21 protein-coding genes are annotated in these 19,031 nt (G+C 41.3%); 10 read left to right on the plus strand and 11 right to left on the minus strand.

Annotated elements, in window-relative coordinates:
• Positions 1-89: 89 nt before the first annotated feature.
• Genes HMPREF0106_RS04315 through HMPREF0106_RS04295 form a run of 5 tightly spaced genes read right to left on the minus strand, consistent with a single transcriptional unit; the run spans position 90 to position 4,859 of the window.
• Positions 90-1,064 carry an AAA family ATPase gene (locus HMPREF0106_RS04315; protein WP_004306583.1) on the minus strand — a complete coding sequence of 325 codons (975 nt, stop codon included), beginning with the start codon at positions 1,062-1,064 and terminating at the stop codon, positions 90-92.
• An 11-nt stretch (positions 1,065-1,075) separates the two neighbouring features.
• A complete protein-coding gene (locus tag HMPREF0106_RS04310) occupies positions 1,076-2,347 on the minus strand; it encodes a DUF4350 domain-containing protein (protein ID WP_008640842.1) in 1,272 nt (423 codons plus the stop codon).
• Positions 2,344-2,961: a DUF4129 domain-containing protein gene (locus HMPREF0106_RS04305; protein ID WP_008640840.1), complete on the minus strand. Its 618-nt coding sequence runs from the start codon at positions 2,959-2,961 to the stop codon at positions 2,344-2,346. Before HMPREF0106_RS04305 ends, HMPREF0106_RS04310 begins: the two co-directional genes overlap by 4 nt.
• 16 nt (positions 2,962-2,977) lie before the next feature.
• Positions 2,978-3,916: a hypothetical protein gene (locus tag HMPREF0106_RS04300; RefSeq protein ID WP_009040874.1), complete on the minus strand. Its 939-nt coding sequence runs from the start codon at positions 3,914-3,916 to the stop codon at positions 2,978-2,980.
• Positions 3,897-4,859 (minus strand): stage II sporulation protein M, encoded by a 963-nt coding sequence (locus HMPREF0106_RS04295; protein ID WP_004306579.1) that lies wholly within the window; start codon positions 4,857-4,859, stop codon positions 3,897-3,899. Before HMPREF0106_RS04295 ends, HMPREF0106_RS04300 begins: the two co-directional genes overlap by 20 nt.
• Positions 4,860-4,960: 101 nt before the next feature.
• Here HMPREF0106_RS04295 and HMPREF0106_RS04290 point away from each other — a divergent pair, with 101 nt between their 5' ends.
• Entirely contained in the window at positions 4,961-5,686 is a 726-nt protein-coding gene (locus HMPREF0106_RS04290) for an RDD family protein (RefSeq protein ID WP_008025064.1), read from the plus strand.
• 210 nt (positions 5,687-5,896) lie between these two features.
• Here HMPREF0106_RS04290 and HMPREF0106_RS04285 read toward each other — a convergent pair whose 3' ends face one another.
• From HMPREF0106_RS04285 to dnaE, 3 genes are read right to left on the minus strand one after another with little or no spacing between them, the layout of a single operon-like run.
• Entirely contained in the window at positions 5,897-6,232 is a 336-nt protein-coding gene (locus HMPREF0106_RS04285) for a hypothetical protein (RefSeq protein ID WP_004306577.1), read from the minus strand.
• 40 nt (positions 6,233-6,272) lie between these two features.
• Positions 6,273-6,587, minus strand: a complete 315-nt coding sequence (gene trxA, locus HMPREF0106_RS04280) for a thioredoxin (RefSeq protein WP_004306576.1) — start codon at positions 6,585-6,587, stop codon at positions 6,273-6,275.
• 59 nt (positions 6,588-6,646) lie between these two features.
• Positions 6,647-10,453 (minus strand): DNA polymerase III subunit alpha, encoded by a 3,807-nt coding sequence (dnaE, locus tag HMPREF0106_RS04275; protein ID WP_008025066.1) that lies wholly within the window; start codon positions 10,451-10,453, stop codon positions 6,647-6,649.
• Positions 10,454-10,614: 161 nt separating this feature from the next.
• Here dnaE and HMPREF0106_RS04270 point away from each other — a divergent pair, with 161 nt between their 5' ends.
• From HMPREF0106_RS04270 to HMPREF0106_RS04260, 3 genes are all read left to right on the plus strand, one after another.
• Positions 10,615-11,301 carry a phosphatidylserine decarboxylase family protein gene (locus HMPREF0106_RS04270; RefSeq protein WP_004316298.1) on the plus strand — a complete coding sequence of 229 codons (687 nt, stop codon included), beginning with the start codon at positions 10,615-10,617 and terminating at the stop codon, positions 11,299-11,301.
• A 10-nt stretch (positions 11,302-11,311) separates the two neighbouring features.
• The gene (gene pssA, locus HMPREF0106_RS04265) at positions 11,312-12,019 is read left to right on the plus strand and encodes a CDP-diacylglycerol--serine O-phosphatidyltransferase (RefSeq protein ID WP_004316300.1); all 708 of its coding nucleotides are present in this window, start codon (positions 11,312-11,314) and stop codon (positions 12,017-12,019) included.
• 67 nt (positions 12,020-12,086) lie between these two features.
• Positions 12,087-12,377, plus strand: a complete 291-nt coding sequence (locus HMPREF0106_RS04260; RefSeq protein WP_009040875.1) for a DUF4834 family protein — start codon at positions 12,087-12,089, stop codon at positions 12,375-12,377.
• A 14-nt stretch (positions 12,378-12,391) separates the two neighbouring features.
• Here HMPREF0106_RS04260 and HMPREF0106_RS04255 read toward each other — a convergent pair whose 3' ends face one another.
• Complete coding sequence (locus HMPREF0106_RS04255) at positions 12,392-12,829, minus strand: nucleoside deaminase (protein WP_008640836.1); 438 nt, start codon at positions 12,827-12,829, stop codon at positions 12,392-12,394.
• A 26-nt stretch (positions 12,830-12,855) separates the two neighbouring features.
• Positions 12,856-13,089, minus strand: coding sequence for a hypothetical protein (locus HMPREF0106_RS04250; protein ID WP_004299215.1), 234 nt, complete (start codon positions 13,087-13,089; stop codon positions 12,856-12,858).
• Positions 13,090-13,156: 67 nt separating this feature from the next.
• Between HMPREF0106_RS04250 and HMPREF0106_RS04245 the strand changes: the two genes are divergently transcribed.
• The 4 genes from HMPREF0106_RS04245 to HMPREF0106_RS04230 all read left to right on the plus strand — a co-directional run bounded on the left by HMPREF0106_RS04245 (position 13,157) and on the right by HMPREF0106_RS04230 (position 16,094).
• Positions 13,157-13,522 (plus strand): YraN family protein, encoded by a 366-nt coding sequence (locus HMPREF0106_RS04245; protein WP_008025070.1) that lies wholly within the window; start codon positions 13,157-13,159, stop codon positions 13,520-13,522.
• Positions 13,523-13,636: 114 nt separating this feature from the next.
• Positions 13,637-13,993 (plus strand): MmcQ/YjbR family DNA-binding protein, encoded by a 357-nt coding sequence (locus HMPREF0106_RS04240; protein ID WP_004316305.1) that lies wholly within the window; start codon positions 13,637-13,639, stop codon positions 13,991-13,993.
• The gene (locus HMPREF0106_RS04235; protein WP_009040876.1) at positions 13,977-14,735 is read left to right on the plus strand and encodes a biotin--[acetyl-CoA-carboxylase] ligase; all 759 of its coding nucleotides are present in this window, start codon (positions 13,977-13,979) and stop codon (positions 14,733-14,735) included. Before HMPREF0106_RS04240 ends, HMPREF0106_RS04235 begins: the two co-directional genes overlap by 17 nt.
• A 66-nt stretch (positions 14,736-14,801) precedes the next feature.
• On the plus strand, positions 14,802-16,094 hold the full coding sequence (locus HMPREF0106_RS04230; protein ID WP_032851605.1) for a zinc-dependent metalloproteinase lipoprotein: 1,293 nt from the start codon (positions 14,802-14,804) through the stop codon (positions 16,092-16,094).
• A gap of 33 nt (positions 16,095-16,127) precedes the next feature.
• Here the strand turns inward: HMPREF0106_RS04230 and HMPREF0106_RS04225 are convergent, their stop codons facing one another.
• Positions 16,128-16,811, minus strand: coding sequence for a tetratricopeptide repeat protein (locus HMPREF0106_RS04225; protein ID WP_009040878.1), 684 nt, complete (start codon positions 16,809-16,811; stop codon positions 16,128-16,130).
• A gap of 112 nt (positions 16,812-16,923) precedes the next feature.
• Between HMPREF0106_RS04225 and HMPREF0106_RS04220 the strand changes: the two genes are divergently transcribed.
• Both HMPREF0106_RS04220 and pyrH read left to right on the plus strand, forming a co-directional pair.
• Positions 16,924-18,252 carry an MATE family efflux transporter gene (locus tag HMPREF0106_RS04220; RefSeq protein ID WP_009040879.1) on the plus strand — a complete coding sequence of 443 codons (1,329 nt, stop codon included), beginning with the start codon at positions 16,924-16,926 and terminating at the stop codon, positions 18,250-18,252.
• Positions 18,253-18,306: 54 nt separating this feature from the next.
• Entirely contained in the window at positions 18,307-19,017 is a 711-nt protein-coding gene (gene pyrH / locus HMPREF0106_RS04215; RefSeq protein ID WP_004299207.1) for a UMP kinase, read from the plus strand.
• The last annotated feature ends 14 nt before the right edge of the window (positions 19,018-19,031 follow it).

A 19,031-nucleotide genomic window follows, 5' to 3' on the forward strand; every position in this document is an offset into this window, starting at 1 on the left:
ATGATTTCTTCGATTTATGTTATGAATAGAGTCAGACATCCAACGCGCAGCCCAAATCATAAATCAGAACTCATAAATCATAAATCTTTTCATTTTGGTACTTCCACTTTATCAATTAAGCGTTGCGTCACTTTCACTGGAGAATAGCCTTCCATTTCAGCTTCCGCAGTCAGGATCAGACGGTGCTGAAGTACATAAGGAGCTACAAACTTGATATCTTCCGGTGTCACAAAATCACGTCCCTGCAAAAGAGCATACGCTTTCGACGATTGCAGCATGGCTACAGATGCACGTGGAGAAGCTCCCAAATATACAGCTTTGCTGGTACGGGTCTGCTGTACAATCAATGCGATATATTGGAGCAACGTGCGGTCTACAAATACCTGATTCATGAAAGCACGAAGCGACAACAGTTCTTCTTTGGTAATAGCGGGAGTGATGTCGTCCAACTTCACCAATGCGGCATTGGTATGATGACGTTCCAAGATATTCACTTCCTCTTCCAATGAAGGATAATCCATCGTTATCTTCATCAGAAAACGGTCGAGCTGTGCTTCGGGAAGTTTGTATGTTCCCTCCTGCTCTACCGGATTCTGGGTAGCCAAAATCGTATAAAGATCTCCCATCCGGTGAGTCGTTCCATCAATACTGATCTGGCGCTCTTCCATTACCTCAAACAAGGCAGCCTGTGTCTTGGCAGGAGCACGGTTGATTTCATCGACCAATACAATATCCGCAAAAATCGGTCCCTGATGAAAATCAAAACCATTAGTTTTCATATTAAACACAGTCGTACCTAATACGTCACTCGGCATTAAGTCCGGAGTGAACTGGACACGACTGAAGTCTGCATCAATCAGACGAGCTGTCAAACGGGCCAACAGTGTCTTCGCAACTCCCGGAACACCTTCTATCAATACGTGTCCATTCGCCAAAATCGCTGTCAGTACCAAATCGACTGTCTGCTCCTGCCCTACTATGACGGAAGCAATCCGGTCTTTCAACTCTTGTATCTTCTCGGAAAAGAGAGTTAAATCTACTCGCTGTTCTGTATTCTCTTCCATAAATTTCTTCTTTAGATATGATTGATTATTTCATTCATTTTATCGATATATACCTTCATCTGCTCCGCATCAATAACACGTCCTCCGTAAATCACGGGTCTGACTTCGCGGATAAATTTAGCAATCTCTCCGGCATCCATTCCGGTTTTCCGGGCAATCCGGTGGAAAGAGCGTTCATCGTCGGCCACTTCTTCAATATCCACCTGAATCTCTCTCCGAAGTTCTTCGGCTAAATAGGAAAACTTCTTGCGAACTAAATCCGCATGGTCTTTCTTCTGAAAGTAAAGCGTGCCTATCAGTTCGGTAAATTCAAGAGATTTATTCGCCGGCTCGTGAATAACAGGGATCACCCGTTGCCGCCTCTTCGCTGTGAATATCATAAAGAGTATGATGGTAATCATCGTCAGATACAAAGCCCAACGAAGCGGTTCATGTGCAAGAAAATAACGGAAAGGTGATTGCTGCACCTGTGCAGTTTCTTTCATGTACCCCTCCGTGCGAACGATAGGAAGCTTCCCCATCTGCGACAACAAACGGAAGATATAGGTTGCATTTTTGCCGTCCAACATTCCGTAATTGGTAAAAATCAAAGGAGTGGAAACTAAAATAACTTCTCCTTTCCCCCACCGACGGGACATCGCTACAGGCATATAAACAAGACTATCCGTTGTCAACGAGTCCACCTCTGTTTCATACCGGAACTCATTCGACTCAAAAACTCTTTGTGCCAACACCCTTTCCGGAAGTGAATCTCCCCAAAAATAAGAGGAACACAACTGGGGATAAAAATAGAAAGTCTGACGGGGATAAACCGTCGAATCTCCTATCCAATGCAAGCTATCCTTTTTCATAAATGAAGTTGCATATTTCTTCAAAGCCATCGGACTGAAATAAGAATAGTAAGACCTGAACTGCAAGGTATCTTCCAAATATCTGCCGAACAAGGTACTCACCAACATGATCTTATCTCCGCGTTCCGCCATTTTCAACAGAGCGTTTACATCGACGTCCGACAATCGCAAATTATCAGAGATAACCAATATACCTTTGCGTTGCGTCGTATCTTCCTGCTCCAATTGATAGAGGCTTTTCCTCGAAAAAGTGTAGCCCTGTGGCAAAGAAGAAGACAATACGCTATCGAACACTGCACATCCGAAAGGTTGCTCGTCATTATGTCCGAAAGTGGGCTTCCACACAAAATTCTTCGGTAAATTATATTCTATTGCAAACATGATGAATAGAAAAGCGACAATAAAGACAATGAACCAGCGACTTCCTTTCATGCGACGCCTCCTTTCTCTATTTCTTCCTGCAAGACCTGCATTGTCCGGAAGAGTTCTTCCGTCGCCTCAAAGTTGCCATAACGTACCCGCAGGAAATGATTGGTCAGTTGCCTGAAAGCCGGTAGCCGGACTTCATTGATATACTGGGTAGGCGTTTTATAAAGTTGCCAGTCAATACGTTCAGCGTCACTAAGTTGTTTCAAAGTTTGCAGATAGAGCAAACGTACTGCTTCCCGGTAATTCTGACGGGAAAGCGCTTCCGCAATCCCTCCCGGAAAATCTACTCCGTAAATGGTGTCTTCTTCAACTGTATAAGGCAACACATTTTTATGCGAGACCATAAACAATTCCGGGCGTTTCCGATAGACAAACCAAACAATCAGCAACAAAAGAAGAATGGCAATACATACCAGAATAAGCCCTGAATACTCTTCAGCAAAATGACTGCCGAATATTTTGCGCAACAACTCCCCAAACTGCCGACTGATCCACTCAAAGACATTCATCTCCGGAGTAATCAGTTCACGGTTATAGTTGTATGCCGGATCAGACTGCCAGAGGGCAATCTGCGCCGTATCACAAACTAGTGTATCAGCCGGGGAAGTGAGATTCATCTAGTAGAGGTTTGGTTTAGAGTTTATCAAAATTGTCAATATCACTTTCTACCGTTATGCTGTCCACCACTTCCGATGCATGACCATACTGATAAACCAGACCGACGATACCGAATATAGCCGATAAGTAAGAACCATACAACATCAGGATAGAGAACAAATATTGCGCAAAGTTCAGTCCGACTGATGAAGAGGTTGCACCTCCGTCACTCATCGTAAAGATCATTTTTACAATATAGATCACATACCAGGGTATAGAAACGATTCCTTGTAACACACTGGCAATAATCCCCATCACAATTAAAATTAGAAAGACGCCTCCCCAGGTAGCAAATCCCAACCGGAATGTTTTTGCAAATGCCTCACCCAACGAAATGTCTTCAAATAAGTAGATGGGAGCCATTAATGCCAAAGGAACCATAAAGGCGAATAAAAGCGGGATGGTCAGAATGAGTGTGAAAGGTGTCAATACAGCCAATAAGACAATAAAGATCACCGCAAAGATGAATAAAAAGCTGCAGGCGATCCCCATCAAAAACAGTCTTTTAATATTACGGAGCAACAACGATTTTATATCGCCGAATACAATCCCGTTCAGACGTTCTTCCCGTTCATTATACAATCGTACCATCGCATAAACCAAAGAAGTCATCAGCAAAGCTCCCAAACATGAAAAAAAGACAACTCCTGCATAATTCAGTGCAAATGAAGGTCCCAGAGCAGCTAAAGGATTATCACTTATTCCTCCGGAGGCCTGCATAGCAGTAATATCTGTCATGCTTCCCATTAAACCGCTAAAGTTTGCGGCCTGAATTAAGCATATAGGGAGTATCAGATAAGTTGAATACTTAAACAATTGTTTCCAATTCTCTTTTATAAAATCAAAAGAAGCGTTCAACTTCTCACCGAAAGGACGTTTCACATACATCGCAATCTTAGGTTTCTGTGATTCCATGTTTTTTTCTATTTGGTAAATAAATATAGTAGAATATAATAAATGCCAGAGAAGTGAATATCACGCCAAGCCTCAACACATCGGGAAGCTCTGTGTGCCGGGTAAGAAAACCTTCTATAAAGCCTGCCATAATGAACACCGGAACAGTGCCGATCACTATTTTCAAGCCTCGCTTCGCTCCTCTCCTAAAAGATTCCAGTCGGGAATAAGTGCCGGGAAACAGCCAGCCGTTGCCCAAAGCCAATCCGGCGGCACCGGCTACGATAATCGCCCAGATTTCAAGCGTTCCGTGCAACCAGATGGCAAGACTGGATTCCCACAACAAATCGTGTTGATAAAAGAATGTTTGAAAAGCTCCTACCATGATACCATTGGAGAGAAGCATATACCCTGTTCCAAAACTAGTCAGCAATCCCATTGCAAAGCAGTTGAAAGAGACCATCACGTTATTAAGTGTAATGCCCAAGAACATCGGTACTTCGGAAGAACCATTATATACGGCCATCGGCTCCCCATTGGCAATATTGTCGAGTGTCATATCCACATAACCGTTTCCCAATATCAGCCGGACAAAATCCGGGTCATTCGCTGCTGATAATACGCCGATTAATGCGCTGGCAACAAAAATCAAAAAGGAGGTCAGTAATTCGCGCCGTGCATCGTGCATGGTTCGTGGCACTTCCTGTGTCCAGAAGGTAATAATCCGTGTCCACTTCTCGCGTTTATTGCGGTAGATTTCGTTGTGCAACGCTGAAGCCAGATTATTCAGATAAATAGTAATACGGGAAGTTGGGAAATGTGTTTGGGCAAATGCCAGGTCAGCTGTCAAGTCCGTATACGCATCGGCTAGTTGGTCGGGGGACAGACTTGCCGCCCGCTCCACAACTTTCTCTGTCTCCTTCCATTTTTCAATGTTCCGACGAATAAACGTTACTTCTTTCATGCTTTTCAATAGATTTCGGATAAGTTTTGTCCGAAACCGGAAGCAAAAATAAGAGAATTATGATATATTTGCAACGGAATCCTAAAAATGTTTAACCTGAAATGGCAGAATCTACGATAATAACCGGACAATTCGTTCGTATCAGCCAAACGCCCGCCAGTATCGGCGAACGACTGATGGCTTTAATCATCGATTATTTTCTGATCGGGCTTTACATCTTGTCCACTATTACGCTCTTGTCTAAATTAAGTTTACCGTCAGGATTCAGTTTGTTCTTTTTTCTGTGCGTCGTTTATTTACCGATTCTCGGTTATTCTTTTCTTTGCGAGATGTTCAATCACGGACAGAGCTTTGGCAAAAAACTCATCAATATCCGTGTCGTAAAAGTAGACGGTTCTACTCCAAGCATCGGCTCTTATCTGTTACGATGGCTTCTTTTCCCAATTGATGGTCCCATCACAAGTGGCCTTGGACTTCTGGTCGTTTTATTGAATAAGAACAACCAACGATTAGGGGATCTAGCTGCCGGCACTATGGTAATTAAAGAGAAAAACTATCGTAAGATACATGTCAGCCTGGATGAATTCGACTATCTGACCCAAAATTATCATCCGGTATATCCCCAGTCGGCTGATTTATCTCTCGAACAAGTGAATGTAATTACCCGGACTTTGGAATCCAGCGAAAAAGACCGGGCAAGACGTATCACGGCACTTGCCAAAAAAGTACAGGAATTACTTTCCGTTACTCCCCGTGAGGGTAATCAAGAGAAATTTCTTCAGACGATACTTCGCGATTATCAGTATTATGCATTGGAAGAAATATAACCAGAATACGCTGTTTCAGACTATTCAGGCAAGGGATTATTCTCACTGTAGTGAGAATTAATTCTCATAGCAATGAGTATTTTTTCTCATTATAGTGAGAACTTTTTCTCATAGCATAAAACTGTTTGAGAAAAATCCCGCAAAAAAAGGGGTATACTCACAGAGCACACCCCTTATCTTAATTTTATCTGCAATGAGACCGGACGTCGTTTAGTCCACCTGTCCCAGAGAGTTTCCGTATTCCATTTCTCCCTGAACCACAAAGAGGACTTCTTCAGGATCGTATTCCCCTATTTCATCCTTTTTGGCTTCTTTTACAATGTAAGCCACAACCTCTTCCAAATCGATGTTGACATAGCCGTCTTCATCGGGTTGAGCGTCGAGAATGCCACTTTCAGAGTAATACTCGTCGATTAAATCGAGAAAATAATACAATTCATCGTCCGAGAACTTCTCTTTCAGTTCTTGAGGCAGATAGTTTTTGATAAACTCGATGGTCTTCTCGTCATCGGCATCTGCTAATAAAAAATCGTCTTCCAGTCCCATTTTTTTTAAGTATTAAGTGATAAGTATTAAGTATTATCGACTATAAAAGCTTCTTCACCTTTTCTGCGAATACCGGTTTGCCAACTGCACCTACCTGTTTGTCTACTATTTCACCGTTTTTGAAAAACAATACAGTAGGAATATTACGGATACCATATTCAGCAGCCATATCACCATTTTCGTCTACATCGCACTTACCGATGATTACTTGTCCTTCAAACTCCGCAGCCAATTCTTCAATGATAGGAGCCACCATCTTGCATGGGCCACACCAAGGAGCCCAAAAATCTACAACAACCGGTTTTCCTTCTGCAAGAACCTCTTTATAGTTGCTGTCTGTAATTTCTAAAGCCATTTTTTTAAGTATTAATTATTAAACGTTATTTCGTTAGCTTATTCTCGCCACAAATATAATCAATTTATATGAAATCCCAGTTCGGGACGTTCCTTTAAATATGTTATTAAATCCCGCCCCACTGAAAGCTTGATCGGACGGGAAATCAAATCAATTGACATGTGACTTACATCGGCATCATCCGTCACTTTAAAATACAGTTCCGTATTTCCCGGATGTTCCTTAGTCAAAGTGGCAAGTTCAGTAACCAAAGCCGAGTTCAAGACTGACAGAGGAATGATAATCGTGATCTTCTGCACCAGTTCTTCTTTCACATCGGGAAGAAGCTCCATAGAGGTGATTTTCACTTCCAATTCATCCTGCCGCCATTGTTTGGCTTGGCAACGAGCCTTAATATATAAGAAAGTTCCTTCGTTGAGGTATCCCTGATAAGTCACCCAGTCATTTCCCCAAAATGGGATTTCGGTAGAACCGGAATAATCTTCAATCTTGGCGATACCATACGGATTTCCATTCTTGCTGACCCCGCGACGAACACTAGTCACGATTCCTCCCATCGTTATTTCACGACCAACAAGTGCAGCTTTATCTTCCAAATCTGCCATACGGGTATTGCAGACGTGTTCCAACACGATAGAGAATTCATCCAACGGATGAGCGGAAAGATAAATACCTACCAAATCACGTTCGCGGTTCAAGCGATCAAGATCACTCCAACGTTCTACACCTTGAGGAATTTCAGGAGTTGCAACATCAATAACGTTTTCACCACCGAACAAAGAGTTGAAAGCAGCTGCCTTATCTGCCTGATAGCGGTTACCATAGCGCATCAATGTTTCCAGAAATACTTCACCCTTAGAATTTACAGCAAAGTATTGCTCCCGCTTCAGTTCCGGGAAACTATCAAACCCTCCGGCTAATGCCAGACACTCCATATTCTTCTTGTTGCAGGCATTCAGGTTGACACGTTGCACAAAATCGAATATACCGAGGAAAGGACCATTCTTACTACGTTCCTCCATAATACTATGGACAGCAGCTTCACCTACACCTTTGACAGCCCCTAGTCCAAAACGGATATTACCATCATGGTTTACTGTAAACTTCAGGTTACTTTCGTTTACATCCGGCCCCAGCGTCTGAATACCCATTGCCTTACATTCGTCCATCAGTTTCGTAATATCGGTAATGTTCGACAAGCTTCGGCTCATCACAGCAGCCATATATTCAGGAGGATAATTAGCTTTTAGATAAGCGGTTTGGTAAGCTACCCACGAATAACAAGTAGCATGTGATTTATTGAAAGCGTATGACGCAAACTTTTCCCAGTCGGTCCAGATTTTTTCAAGAACTTTCGGGTCGTGTCCGTTCTTACGCCCACCTTCAATAAATTTAGGTTTCATGTGGTCCAGCTTGTCACGCAGCTTCTTACCCATCGCTTTACGGAGTGCATCAGACTCACCGCGGGTAAAGTCCGCCAATAAGCGCGACAGAAGCATCACCTGTTCCTGATAAACCGTAATACCATACGTATCCTTCAAGTATTTCTCCATTACTGGAATATCATACTCAATCGGCTTACGCCCATGTTTACGGTCGATAAAATCAGGTATATAATCCATCGGCCCCGGACGATAAAGGGCATTCATGGCAATCAAATCTTCGAATGTAGAAGGCTGCAATTCGCGCAGGTACTTCTGCATGCCGGCAGATTCAAACTGGAATGTACCAATCGTCCGTCCGTCACTATATAATTTATAAGTAGCCGGATCGCAGATGTCTATCGCATCGACGTCTACTTCAACATTACGACTTAAACGGATATTTTCAACGGCCTCTTTGATAATAGACAAAGTTTTCAGACCAAGGAAGTCCATCTTAATCAATCCGGTATCTTCAATCACCGAACCTTCATACTGGGTAACAAGCATTTTTTCGCCCGTTTCCTTATCATCAGCAGTGCTGACAGGTACCCAGTCGGTGATATCGTCACGACAGATAATCGTACCACAAGCATGTACACCTGTACCACGTACGTTACCTTCGAGCATCTTAGCGTACTTGATCGTATCCCGTACCAACGGATCGGATGATGCTTCCGCAGCTTGTAGTTCGGGAACATATTCAATCGCATTCCGCAAGTTCAGTTTCTTATCAGGAATCTTATCCGGCACTAATTTAGCCAATCGGTCAGACTCCGATAGAGGCAGCTTTTGCACACGGGCAACATCCTTGATAGCTAACTTGGTAGCCATTGTACCATAAGTGATGATATGAGCTACTTTTTCCTGACCATATTTATTCGTTACCCAACGAAGTACCTCTCCACGCCCGTCATCATCAAAGTCCACATCGATATCGGGCAAGGAGATACGGTCCGGATTCAAGAAACGCTCAAACAGCAAATCGTACTGGATAGGGTCGATTTTCGTAATTCCCAGACAATAGGCCACCGCCGAACCGGCAGCCGAACCACGTCCCGGACCGACCGACACACCCAATTCCTTACGTGCCGCATTGATAAAGTCCTGTACAATCAAGAAGTATCCTGGGAAACCCATCGTTTTCATGATATACAGTTCAAAGTTCATTCGCTCTTTGACTTCTTCCGACAGAGGTTCACCATAAATTCTCTTAGCTCCGTCAAAAGCTAGTTTCGCCAAGTAATCTCCTTCAAGTTTAATACGATAGAGTTTATCATAGCCACCCAAGCGTTTGATTTTTGCTTTCGCATCCTCTTCACTCAATACCACATTACCGTGCTCATCTTGAGTAAACTCATCAAACAGGTCTTTTTCCGTAAACTTCGCCCGATAGCCTTCTTCCGTCCCAAAATCTTCGGGAATAGCAAAAGTAGGCATGATAGGTGCATGGTCGATGGAGTAATATTCTACCTTGTCAAGAATCTCCAGCGTATTGCTCAACGCTTCGGGAACGTCGGCAAAGAGTTCGTTCATCTCTTCGCGTGTTTTCATCCATTCCTGTTTGGTATAAAGCATACGGCTAGGATCATCCAAATCCTTACCGGTACTCAAACAGATCAAACGGTCGTGCGCTTCCGCATTCTCTTCATCTACAAAGTGAACATCATTCGTACAAATTAGTTTGACATTGAACTTCTTAGCATATTCAATCAGATATTTGTTCACATTTACCTGCAACGGATAACATTCGTGATTAGCACGGGGAACAGTCGCTTTATGACGCTGCATCTCCAGATAATAATCATCCCCAAACAGGTTCTTATACCATTGTATGGCTTCTTCGGCTTCTGCAAATTGCCCGGCAGTAATCCGCTTCGGCACTTCACCACCGAGACAGGCCGAACAAACAATAAGTCCTTCGTGATATTTTTCCAGTTCGCTACGATCAGTACGCGGGCGCATATAATATCCGCGTGTCCATGCGTGCGATACTAATTTAATAAGATTATGATAACCTTTTTCATTCTTAGCCAATACAATCAAGTGATAACCACTTTGGTCGGGCTTACCTTCTTTTAAGTCCATAGTGCGGCGCGCAACATACATTTCACAACCGATGACAGGTTTGAAAAGCTTGTTTTCCGCTTCCACTATCTTAGCTTTGCAGGCAGCAATCTCCGCTTCTTTATCCGCGCACTCTATTGTGCCGGCCTCAATTCCTGCAATTCGCTTCTTCAGGTCTTTGACTTCACCTTTCGGACCGCTGTTCTTTTTATTAACGTAGTTCGTAAATTCCTTAATACCGAACATATTTCCATGATCGGTCACGGCAATACCCTTCATCCCATTTTGCATGGCTTTATCGACCAGACGAGCTACACTAGCCTGACCATCCAACAGAGAATATTGAGTATGGACATGTAAATGAACGAAATCCTGCATAATGATAAGTAGTTAATTTGAAGGCATAAAATTACTACCTCTTGGGTTATAAACAAAAATAATCCTCAAAAAGTTATCAACATTCGCATTTCTATGCTCATTTACTTGCTGATTTTTTAAATTAAGTATATTTTTGCAGACAATATCATTAAACAGCATTCATGGGCCGACTAAAGAAATTGAAAAAAATACGTATTCACCGCGAAGGAACACATATATTATGGGCAAGCTTTTTGCTATTGCTATTGATTAATGCGGCTCTTTATTGGGGAATCGATTGCAAAATACCTTTTTATGTGGTAGCAGTAGCGAGTATAGCAGTCTATCTGCTGATGGTGAATTTCTTTCGATGTCCGATCCGTCTCTTCGGGCAGGACACTGAAAAGATTGTCGTAGCACCCGCCGATGGAAAAATCGTCGTCATCGAAGAAGTGGATGAAAACGAATATTTCCATGACCGCCGCTTAATGGTATCTATTTTTATGAGCATCGTGAATGTACATGCCAACTGGTATCCGGTAGATGGTACTATTAAAAAGGTAGCGCATCATAATGGCAATTTTATGAAAGCATGGCTGCCGAAAGCCAGCACAGAAAACGAACGTTCTACGGTAGTGATCGAAACTCCGGAAGGAGTGGAAATACTCACCCGGCAAATCGCCGGAGCAGTGGCACGCCGTATTGTCACCTACGCTGAAGTAGGAGAAGAATGTTATATTGACGAACACATGGGATTTATCAAATTCGGTTCCCGCGTGGATGTGTATTTACCCATTGGCACGGAGATTTGTGTCAAAATGGGACAATTAACGACCGGTAACCAAACGGTTATCGCCAAACTTAAATAATTCTGTCACAATGACAAACGTTATTAAAAATAGTATTCCGAATACCGTAACCTGCCTGAACCTTTTCTCCGGTTGTATTGCTTGCGTCATGGCTTTTGAAGCAAAATATGAACTAGCTCTACTTTTCATCGCTTTAAGTTCTATTTTTGATTTCTTTGATGGATTGTTGGCTCGTGCACTCAATGCACATTCCATTATCGGAAAAGACCTGGATTCATTGGCAGATGATGTCAGCTTCGGAGTTGCTCCCTCACTGATCGTATTCTCCTTGTTCAAAGAAATGTACTATCCGGCAAATATGGAGTTCATCGCTCCTTATCTACCCTATTTGGCATTCTTGATTTCTGTTTTTTCTGCCTTGCGCCTGGCTAAATTCAACAATGACACACGGCAGACCAGCTCTTTTGTCGGACTCCCAGTACCAGCCAATGCTCTGTTTTGGGGTTCATTAGTGGCAGGGGCACATGACTTCCTGATATCAGACAACTGCCATCCTGTCTACCTTCTTATACTTGTCTGTCTGTTTTCCGGACTACTGGTATCAGAAATACCGATGTTTTCTTTGAAATTTAAAAACCTGTCATGGAATGACAACAAAATCAGTTTTATATTCCTGATTATCTGCATTCCTCTTCTTCTATTTCTTGGAATTAGCAGTTTTGCCGCCATTATCGTATGGTATATTTTACTTTCACTTTTTACAAGAAAAAGTAAATAAACAATCTCTTGGCACGTTTGTTGTACTATGAGTTTTATCAAAGTAACAACATAAAAATCATAGTCCGATGCATATACTTTTATTCATACTCATTTTTATCATTGCCATTTTCGTATTTGGCCTTTCTATTGTCGGCTTCATATTAAGAACGATTTTCGGATTAGGACGTAGTTCATCTTCATCCCGTCCGAAACAAACGGAATCAGGACGTACAAGCCAACAAAGCTATAACCAAACGAATCGCCGTTCAAATGATGATGAAGAAGAAATATATTCCGAGATTGTTCCGGAGAAAAGACATAAAAAAATATTCACCCAGGATGATGGCGAATATGTAGATTTTGAGGAAATCAAATAGCCATTACACTGCTTTCATTTCCGTTTCGCAGCAAAGAACTCTTTCATTAGTGCAGCGCATTCGTCAGCCATTATCCCTTTTACAACCACTGTTTTAGGATGTAGAGCCGAACCGGCATATTTCTGATAGCCACGTTTTTCATCTTCGGCACCAAACACAAGCTTGCCTGTTTGTGCCCAAGCAATAGCCCCTGCGCACATCACGCAAGGCTCAACGGTGACATACAGGGTACATTCGTTCAAATACTTACCACCAAGCACGTTGGCAGCAGCTGTAATAGCCTGCATCTCGGCATGAGCCGTTACATCATTCAATGTTTCTGTGAGATTATGGGCACGCGCAATAATCCGCTCTTTACAAACCACGACAGCTCCAACGGGAACTTCTCCCCGCTCGGCAGCCTTACCTGCCTCTATCAAAGCTTGTTTCATGAAGTAAATATCGTCCAGCATTCCCCGCTTTAATTTTTAATTTTCAACTATCGTCTCATATCATGTTCACCAAAAAGGGTGGGATAATCTTCTTCCATATTCTTATGGATAAACATGAGAATTGTTTCACGAAGCCAACGTGACTTGTTCGTTATCTTATATTTCTCAAGATAACGATCTACAATCAGCTGTTCTTCGTCGCTCAATAAAATGCTCATCCGTCGTTCCCTTTTGGTACATTCGACATGCATTTTCAGGCACTTCTTACTCCTTTTTCTCATATCTTCTGCAAAATTACTTTTACTTCTGTAAAAACAAAGAATAAAAGCAGTAAATTTGCAAAAAAAGATGGCTGAACATAATGATTTAGGAAAATCCGGAGAAAATGCCGCCGTAGCTTATCTTGAGCAGAAAGGTTATCTTATTCGTGACCGGAATTGGAGAAGAGGACATTTCGAACTGGACATTGTAGCTGCAAAAGACAATGAACTAATTGTAGTAGAAGTGAAGACGCGCAGTGACACTCTGTTTGCAGCCCCGGAAGATGCTGTAGATTTACCCAAAATAAAACGTACAGTACGTGCAGCAGATGCCTATATCAGATTGTTTCAGATTGACACTCCTGTACGCTTCGATATCATCACTGTAGTAGGCAACGACGGGAATTTCAAGGTTGAACACATAGAGGAAGCATTTTATCCTCCTTTATATTAAAGAAAGCTGTGGATTTAGATATTCATCATTATAAAAGCCGTGAAATTCGTGCAATCGGCGCTTTAATTTATGATATAACCAATTATGAAAACATACTATAATTATTAATTCATTATGAATGTAGAAACTGTCAGAGAATACTGCTTGAACAAGAAAGGAGTCACCGAATCTTTTCCTTTCGATGATGTATCACTGGTTGTAAAGGTAATGAACAAGATGTTTGCTCTCATTGACCTGGAAGAAGCTAATCACATCGCACTAAAATGTGATCCGGAAAAAGCAATCGAATTGCGTGAACATTATTCGGGAATTGAAGGGGCTTATCATTTTAATAAAAAGTACTGGAATAGTGTCCGCTTTGACAGTGACGTAGACGATAAATTGATGAAAGAGCTTATTGACCACTCTTATGATGAGGTAATCAAAAAATTTACTAAAAAGTTACGCGCAGAATATGATGCCCTCCCCTGATACATTCCCGGTTCCATTGATTCATATCAACGAGACGAACTCGACCAACAATTATCTGCAATCTCTCTGTTCTGAACAGAAGGTGGAGGAATTAACTGTCGTTGTCGCCGATTTTCAGACTTCCGGTCGGGGACAGCGTGGAAATTCGTGGGAATCAGCTCCTGGCAAGAATCTTCTTTTCAGCACCGTTATCTTCCCCGAGTTTTTGGAAGCACGACGTCAGTTTCTCATTTCACAAGTTATCTCTTTAGCCATTAAAGAAGAATTAGATACTTATACCTCCGATATTTCTATCAAATGGCCGAATGATATTTATTGGAAAGAAAAGAAAATATGTGGGATGTTGATAGAAAACGATCTGATGGGGCGGAACATCAATCAAAGTATTGCAGGCATCGGAATTAATATTAATCAGGAGATATTTCACAGTTCTGCTCCTAACCCCGTTTCACTACTACAAATCACAGGAGAAGAGCATGATCTATTCAAAACACTGAAAAATATCATGCTGCGTATCCAATCTTATTATAGCTTGCTCAAAAAAGGCGATACAACATCAATAGCCTGTCAATATGGAAAATCTCTTTTCAGAAGGGAAGGGATGCATCAATATAAAGATGCCAATGGAGAATTTCTTGCACGAATCGTTTGTGTAGAACCTGAAGGAAAGTTGATATTAGAAGACGAAATGCAGATGAAAAGAGACTATATGTTTAAGGAAGTAGAATATTTACTGAAATAAGCTATTCTATTCCAGATCAAAACATTATCTTTGAAACGTGCGTTTTTATATAAAATTCTTTCATTTATGAAAACAAGACTAATTTTCCTCCTTCCATTGTTATGGATATTAATAGGATGCGATGATTCAGATTCTGCAACATTAAATATATCAGAATCGAAGTTTGACAACATCAGCGCAAGCGGTGAATCATTAACGATAGATATTACTTGTAGTTCCTCATGGACTGTTACAAGTAATAAACAATGGTGTATTCCCAATATACAAAAAGGAGAAAACGCTGGAAAGTTAATCTTATCTATTAATGCAAATCTGGAATCTAATTCCAGAACAGCAACTGTCACTATCATAAGTCATAAGGTTAGCAAAACTGTTCAAATCATCCAAAATGGCTCTACCAATACGGCTGAAGAATACCATTATGAACTCCCTGTAATCTTTCATGTATTGTATAAAGAAGATGAGAATTCTCTACAAAAAGTAAATTCAAGCCGTTTATCCCATATACTAGACAAAGTGAACAGTCTGTATAAAAGCAAGAATAACAGTATAGACATGAATCTTACTTTTACATTGGCAACAACAGATAAAAATGGAGAAACATTACCCAATCCTGGCGTAGAATATATCCAATGGTCAGAGTCATACCCTATCGATTGTGAAGCCTTTATGAAGGATAATTCGGGAAAATATGTAAAATACTTATGGGATCCGAACTCATATATCAACATTATGGTTTATAATTTTACAACTGAACCGAATTCAAGTTCAGTAACATTAGGTATCTCTCATATTCCTTTTTCTACTACAGGCAAGCATTATTTAGAAGGGCTTGGTGAAACAGACTACTCTCATCTAACATTAGCAAATTTACAATTCCCACTATCTGTCTCCATTAATAGCCTATATATTAATGAAGAGTCTACTCCAACAGAATATAGTACAGCAGACATTGCTGTCACGCTAGCTCATGAATTAGGACATTACCTGGGACTACATCATGTCTTTGCCGAAACCGATAATGGCACGTGTGAAGATACGGATTATTGCAAAGATACCAAAAGCTATAATAAACAAGAGTATGATAGCAATTGTGATTACATATATGAGAATGAGAGAGAAAAATACACATTTAAAAATTTGGTAAAACGAACAGGATGTGATGGTATAGAGTTTATCTCTTATAATATCATGGATTATGCTATTAGTTATTCAAACCAATTCACTCAAAATCAACGTGAACGTATCAGACATGTCTTATCCTATAGTCCTCTGATACCCGGACCGAAGAAAGGAGACATTGATACCCGAGCGCTTAATGAAGGGCCTTTGGATTTACCAATACGAACTATAAAATAACAAATTGAATATAATTGAAAAGAGGTGAACCGCTTAGCGATTCACCTCTTTTTCTATCCTCAATATCTTATCCAATGTCTTTTGAGCTTCTGTTGATGGGAAACGCAGAATCACTTTCTGCAAAGAGTTACGCGCTTTCTCATACTGGGTAGTGAACAACTTTGATAATCCATCCCGGTAGCGGGCATACTGCATTTTAGTGGGAGAAGAAAGTTTTTTATAATCCACCTCCAACTTTTTCTTCTCCTGTTCTGCTGTCAAATAATAATAGTTTCCTAAGAAGATATTAGCCGCCAGATTATCCGCCTCAAGTTGCAATATTTTTTCGTACATACGCAAAGCATCTTTCTCCTGCCCGCGACATACCTGCATTTCTGCGCAAGCTTCCAAACAATCTACATTATTAGGAGCCTTTTGCAGTAATTCCTTGTAAAATAAATAGGCTTTGTCGTAATTCCGATTCTTTTTATAGGCAAGCGCTAATTCTGTAGCCAGTTTGGAGCTAATTTCACTGTTCTTGTCTACATTCGTCCAATAATACATTTCCGTACGGTCTATATTCAGAGCGATAGTCTGCCGGAAATAGCTCACAGCCTGCCCATTCTGCCCTGCCTCAATGGCAGCAGACACTTTTTGTAACATCTCATCAACCGACTGCGCATTCAGCACCAGCGGCAATGAAAATAAAGAGATAAGAAAAATAGTTAAGGTCCTCATAATCCATCTGATTGCTATTTAGTTCGTGACACACAAAGATACAATAAAAAAATAAAAAATGTACCTTTGTTCGCGAAAAGAACAATCAAATTGATAAAAGTGTTTTTATACAATGACAGATAAAATAAAATCCTCCGAAAACAGACGAATATTACAGATAGCCATCCCATCGATTATATCGAATATTACTGTTCCGCTACTGGGACTTATCGATGTCACGATTGTAGGACATCTCGGTTCTCCGGCGTACATTGGAGCCATTGCAGTAGGGGGAATGTTATTCAATATTATCTACTGGATTTTTGGATTCCTGCGCATGGGAACAAGCGGAATGACTTCACAAGCGTACGGTCAGCATGATTTAAACGAAATCCCCCGGTTACTGCTACGTTCTGTTGGAGTAGGATTATTTATAGCACTTTGCCTGTTGATACTCCAATACCCTATCTTGAAACTGGCATTTACACTGATACAAACCACACCGGAGGTCAAGCAACTGGCAACAACCTATTTCTACATCTGCATTTGGGGAGCCCCAGCCACATTAGGGCTTTATGGATTCGCCGGCTGGTTTATCGGGATGCAGAATTCACGCTTTCCCATGTATATCGCTATTACTCAAAATATTGTCAACATTGTAGCCAGTCTATGTTTTGTCTACTTATTGGACATGAAAGTGGCAGGAGTGGCAACAGGGACTTTAATTGCCCAATATGCAGGTTTCTTCATGGCTATTTTGTTATACATGCGTTATTATAGTACGCTTAAAAAACGAATCGTGTGGAAAGAAATCATACAGAAACAAGCCATGTACCGTTTCTTTCAAGTCAACCGAGATATATTCTTCCGTACCCTCTGCCTTGTTATAGTCACTATGTTTTTTACCTCTGCAGGGGCCGCCCAAGGAGAAATCGTATTAGCCGTGAACACCTTGCTCATGCAATTATTTACCTTGTTTTCGTACATTATGGACGGATTTGCTTATGCCGGTGAAGCACTAGCCGGCCGTTACATTGGTGCCAAAAACCAAACAGGCTTACGTAACACAATACATCACCTTTTCTATTGGGGATTCGGTCTTTCACTGGTATTCACGATTCTCTATACAGCTGGCGGAAAAGAATTCCTGGGATTACTAACCAATGACACTTCAGTAATCAGCGCTTCAGACACTTATTTTTACTGGGCACTCATTATTCCGTTAGCCGGTTTCTCCGCTTTCTTATGGGATGGCATTTTCATCGGTGCCACTGCTACCCGACAAATGCTTTACTCCATGTTAGTTGCCTCTGCCAGCTTCTTTGGAGTCTATTACGCTTTCCATCCCCTTTTAGGAAATCATGCCCTGTGGCTGGCTTTTCTCGTTTATCTTTCATTGCGGGGAATTGTACAAACCCTTTTGGGAAGACAAATAATGAAAAAAGTAATCGTATCCCGGTGAGGCTATCCGATAAATTATCTCTATATTTGCGGCAAACAATAAAAAGCAAAAGGTATGGCAAAGTATAAAAGAATCTTACTAAAGCTTAGTGGAGAAAGCTTAATGGGCGAAAAGCAATATGGCATTGATGAAAAAAGACTGGCAGAATATGCTGAACAAATCAAAGAAATCCACCAGCAAGGGGTACAAATTGGTATCGTTATCGGAGGAGGCAATATATTTCGCGGACTAAGCGGAGCCAATAAAGGTTTTGATCGTGTGAAAGGAGACCAAATGGGAATGTTGGCTACCGTAATCAACAGTCTCGCTCTAAGTTCTGCTCTTGTGGCTACCGGTGTAAAGGCACGTGTGTTGACAGCAGTCCGGATGGAACCTATCGGTGAATTCTACAGTAAATGGAAAGCTATCGAATGTATGGAGAACGGCGAAGTAGTCATTATGTCCGCTGGAACGGGAAATCCTTTCTTTACTACTGACACCGGTTCTTCACTTAGAGGCATAGAAATCGAAGCAGACGTTATGTTGAAAGGTACTCGTGTAGATGGTATTTACACAGCTGACCCCGAAAAAGATCCTACCGCTACCAAATTCGACGATATTACATACGATGAAGTACTGAAACGTGGTTTGAAAGTCATGGATTTGACAGCGACTTGTATGTGCAAAGAAAACAATCTGCCAATCGTCGTATTTGATATGGACACAGTAGGCAACTTAAAGAAGGTTATCAGTGGAGAAGAGATAGGTACGTTAGTACATAACTAATTTTTCACTACCGA

The sequence above is a fragment of the Bacteroides sp. D22 genome, assembly GCF_000163675.1.
Classification (GTDB): domain Bacteria; phylum Bacteroidota; class Bacteroidia; order Bacteroidales; family Bacteroidaceae; genus Bacteroides; species Bacteroides xylanisolvens.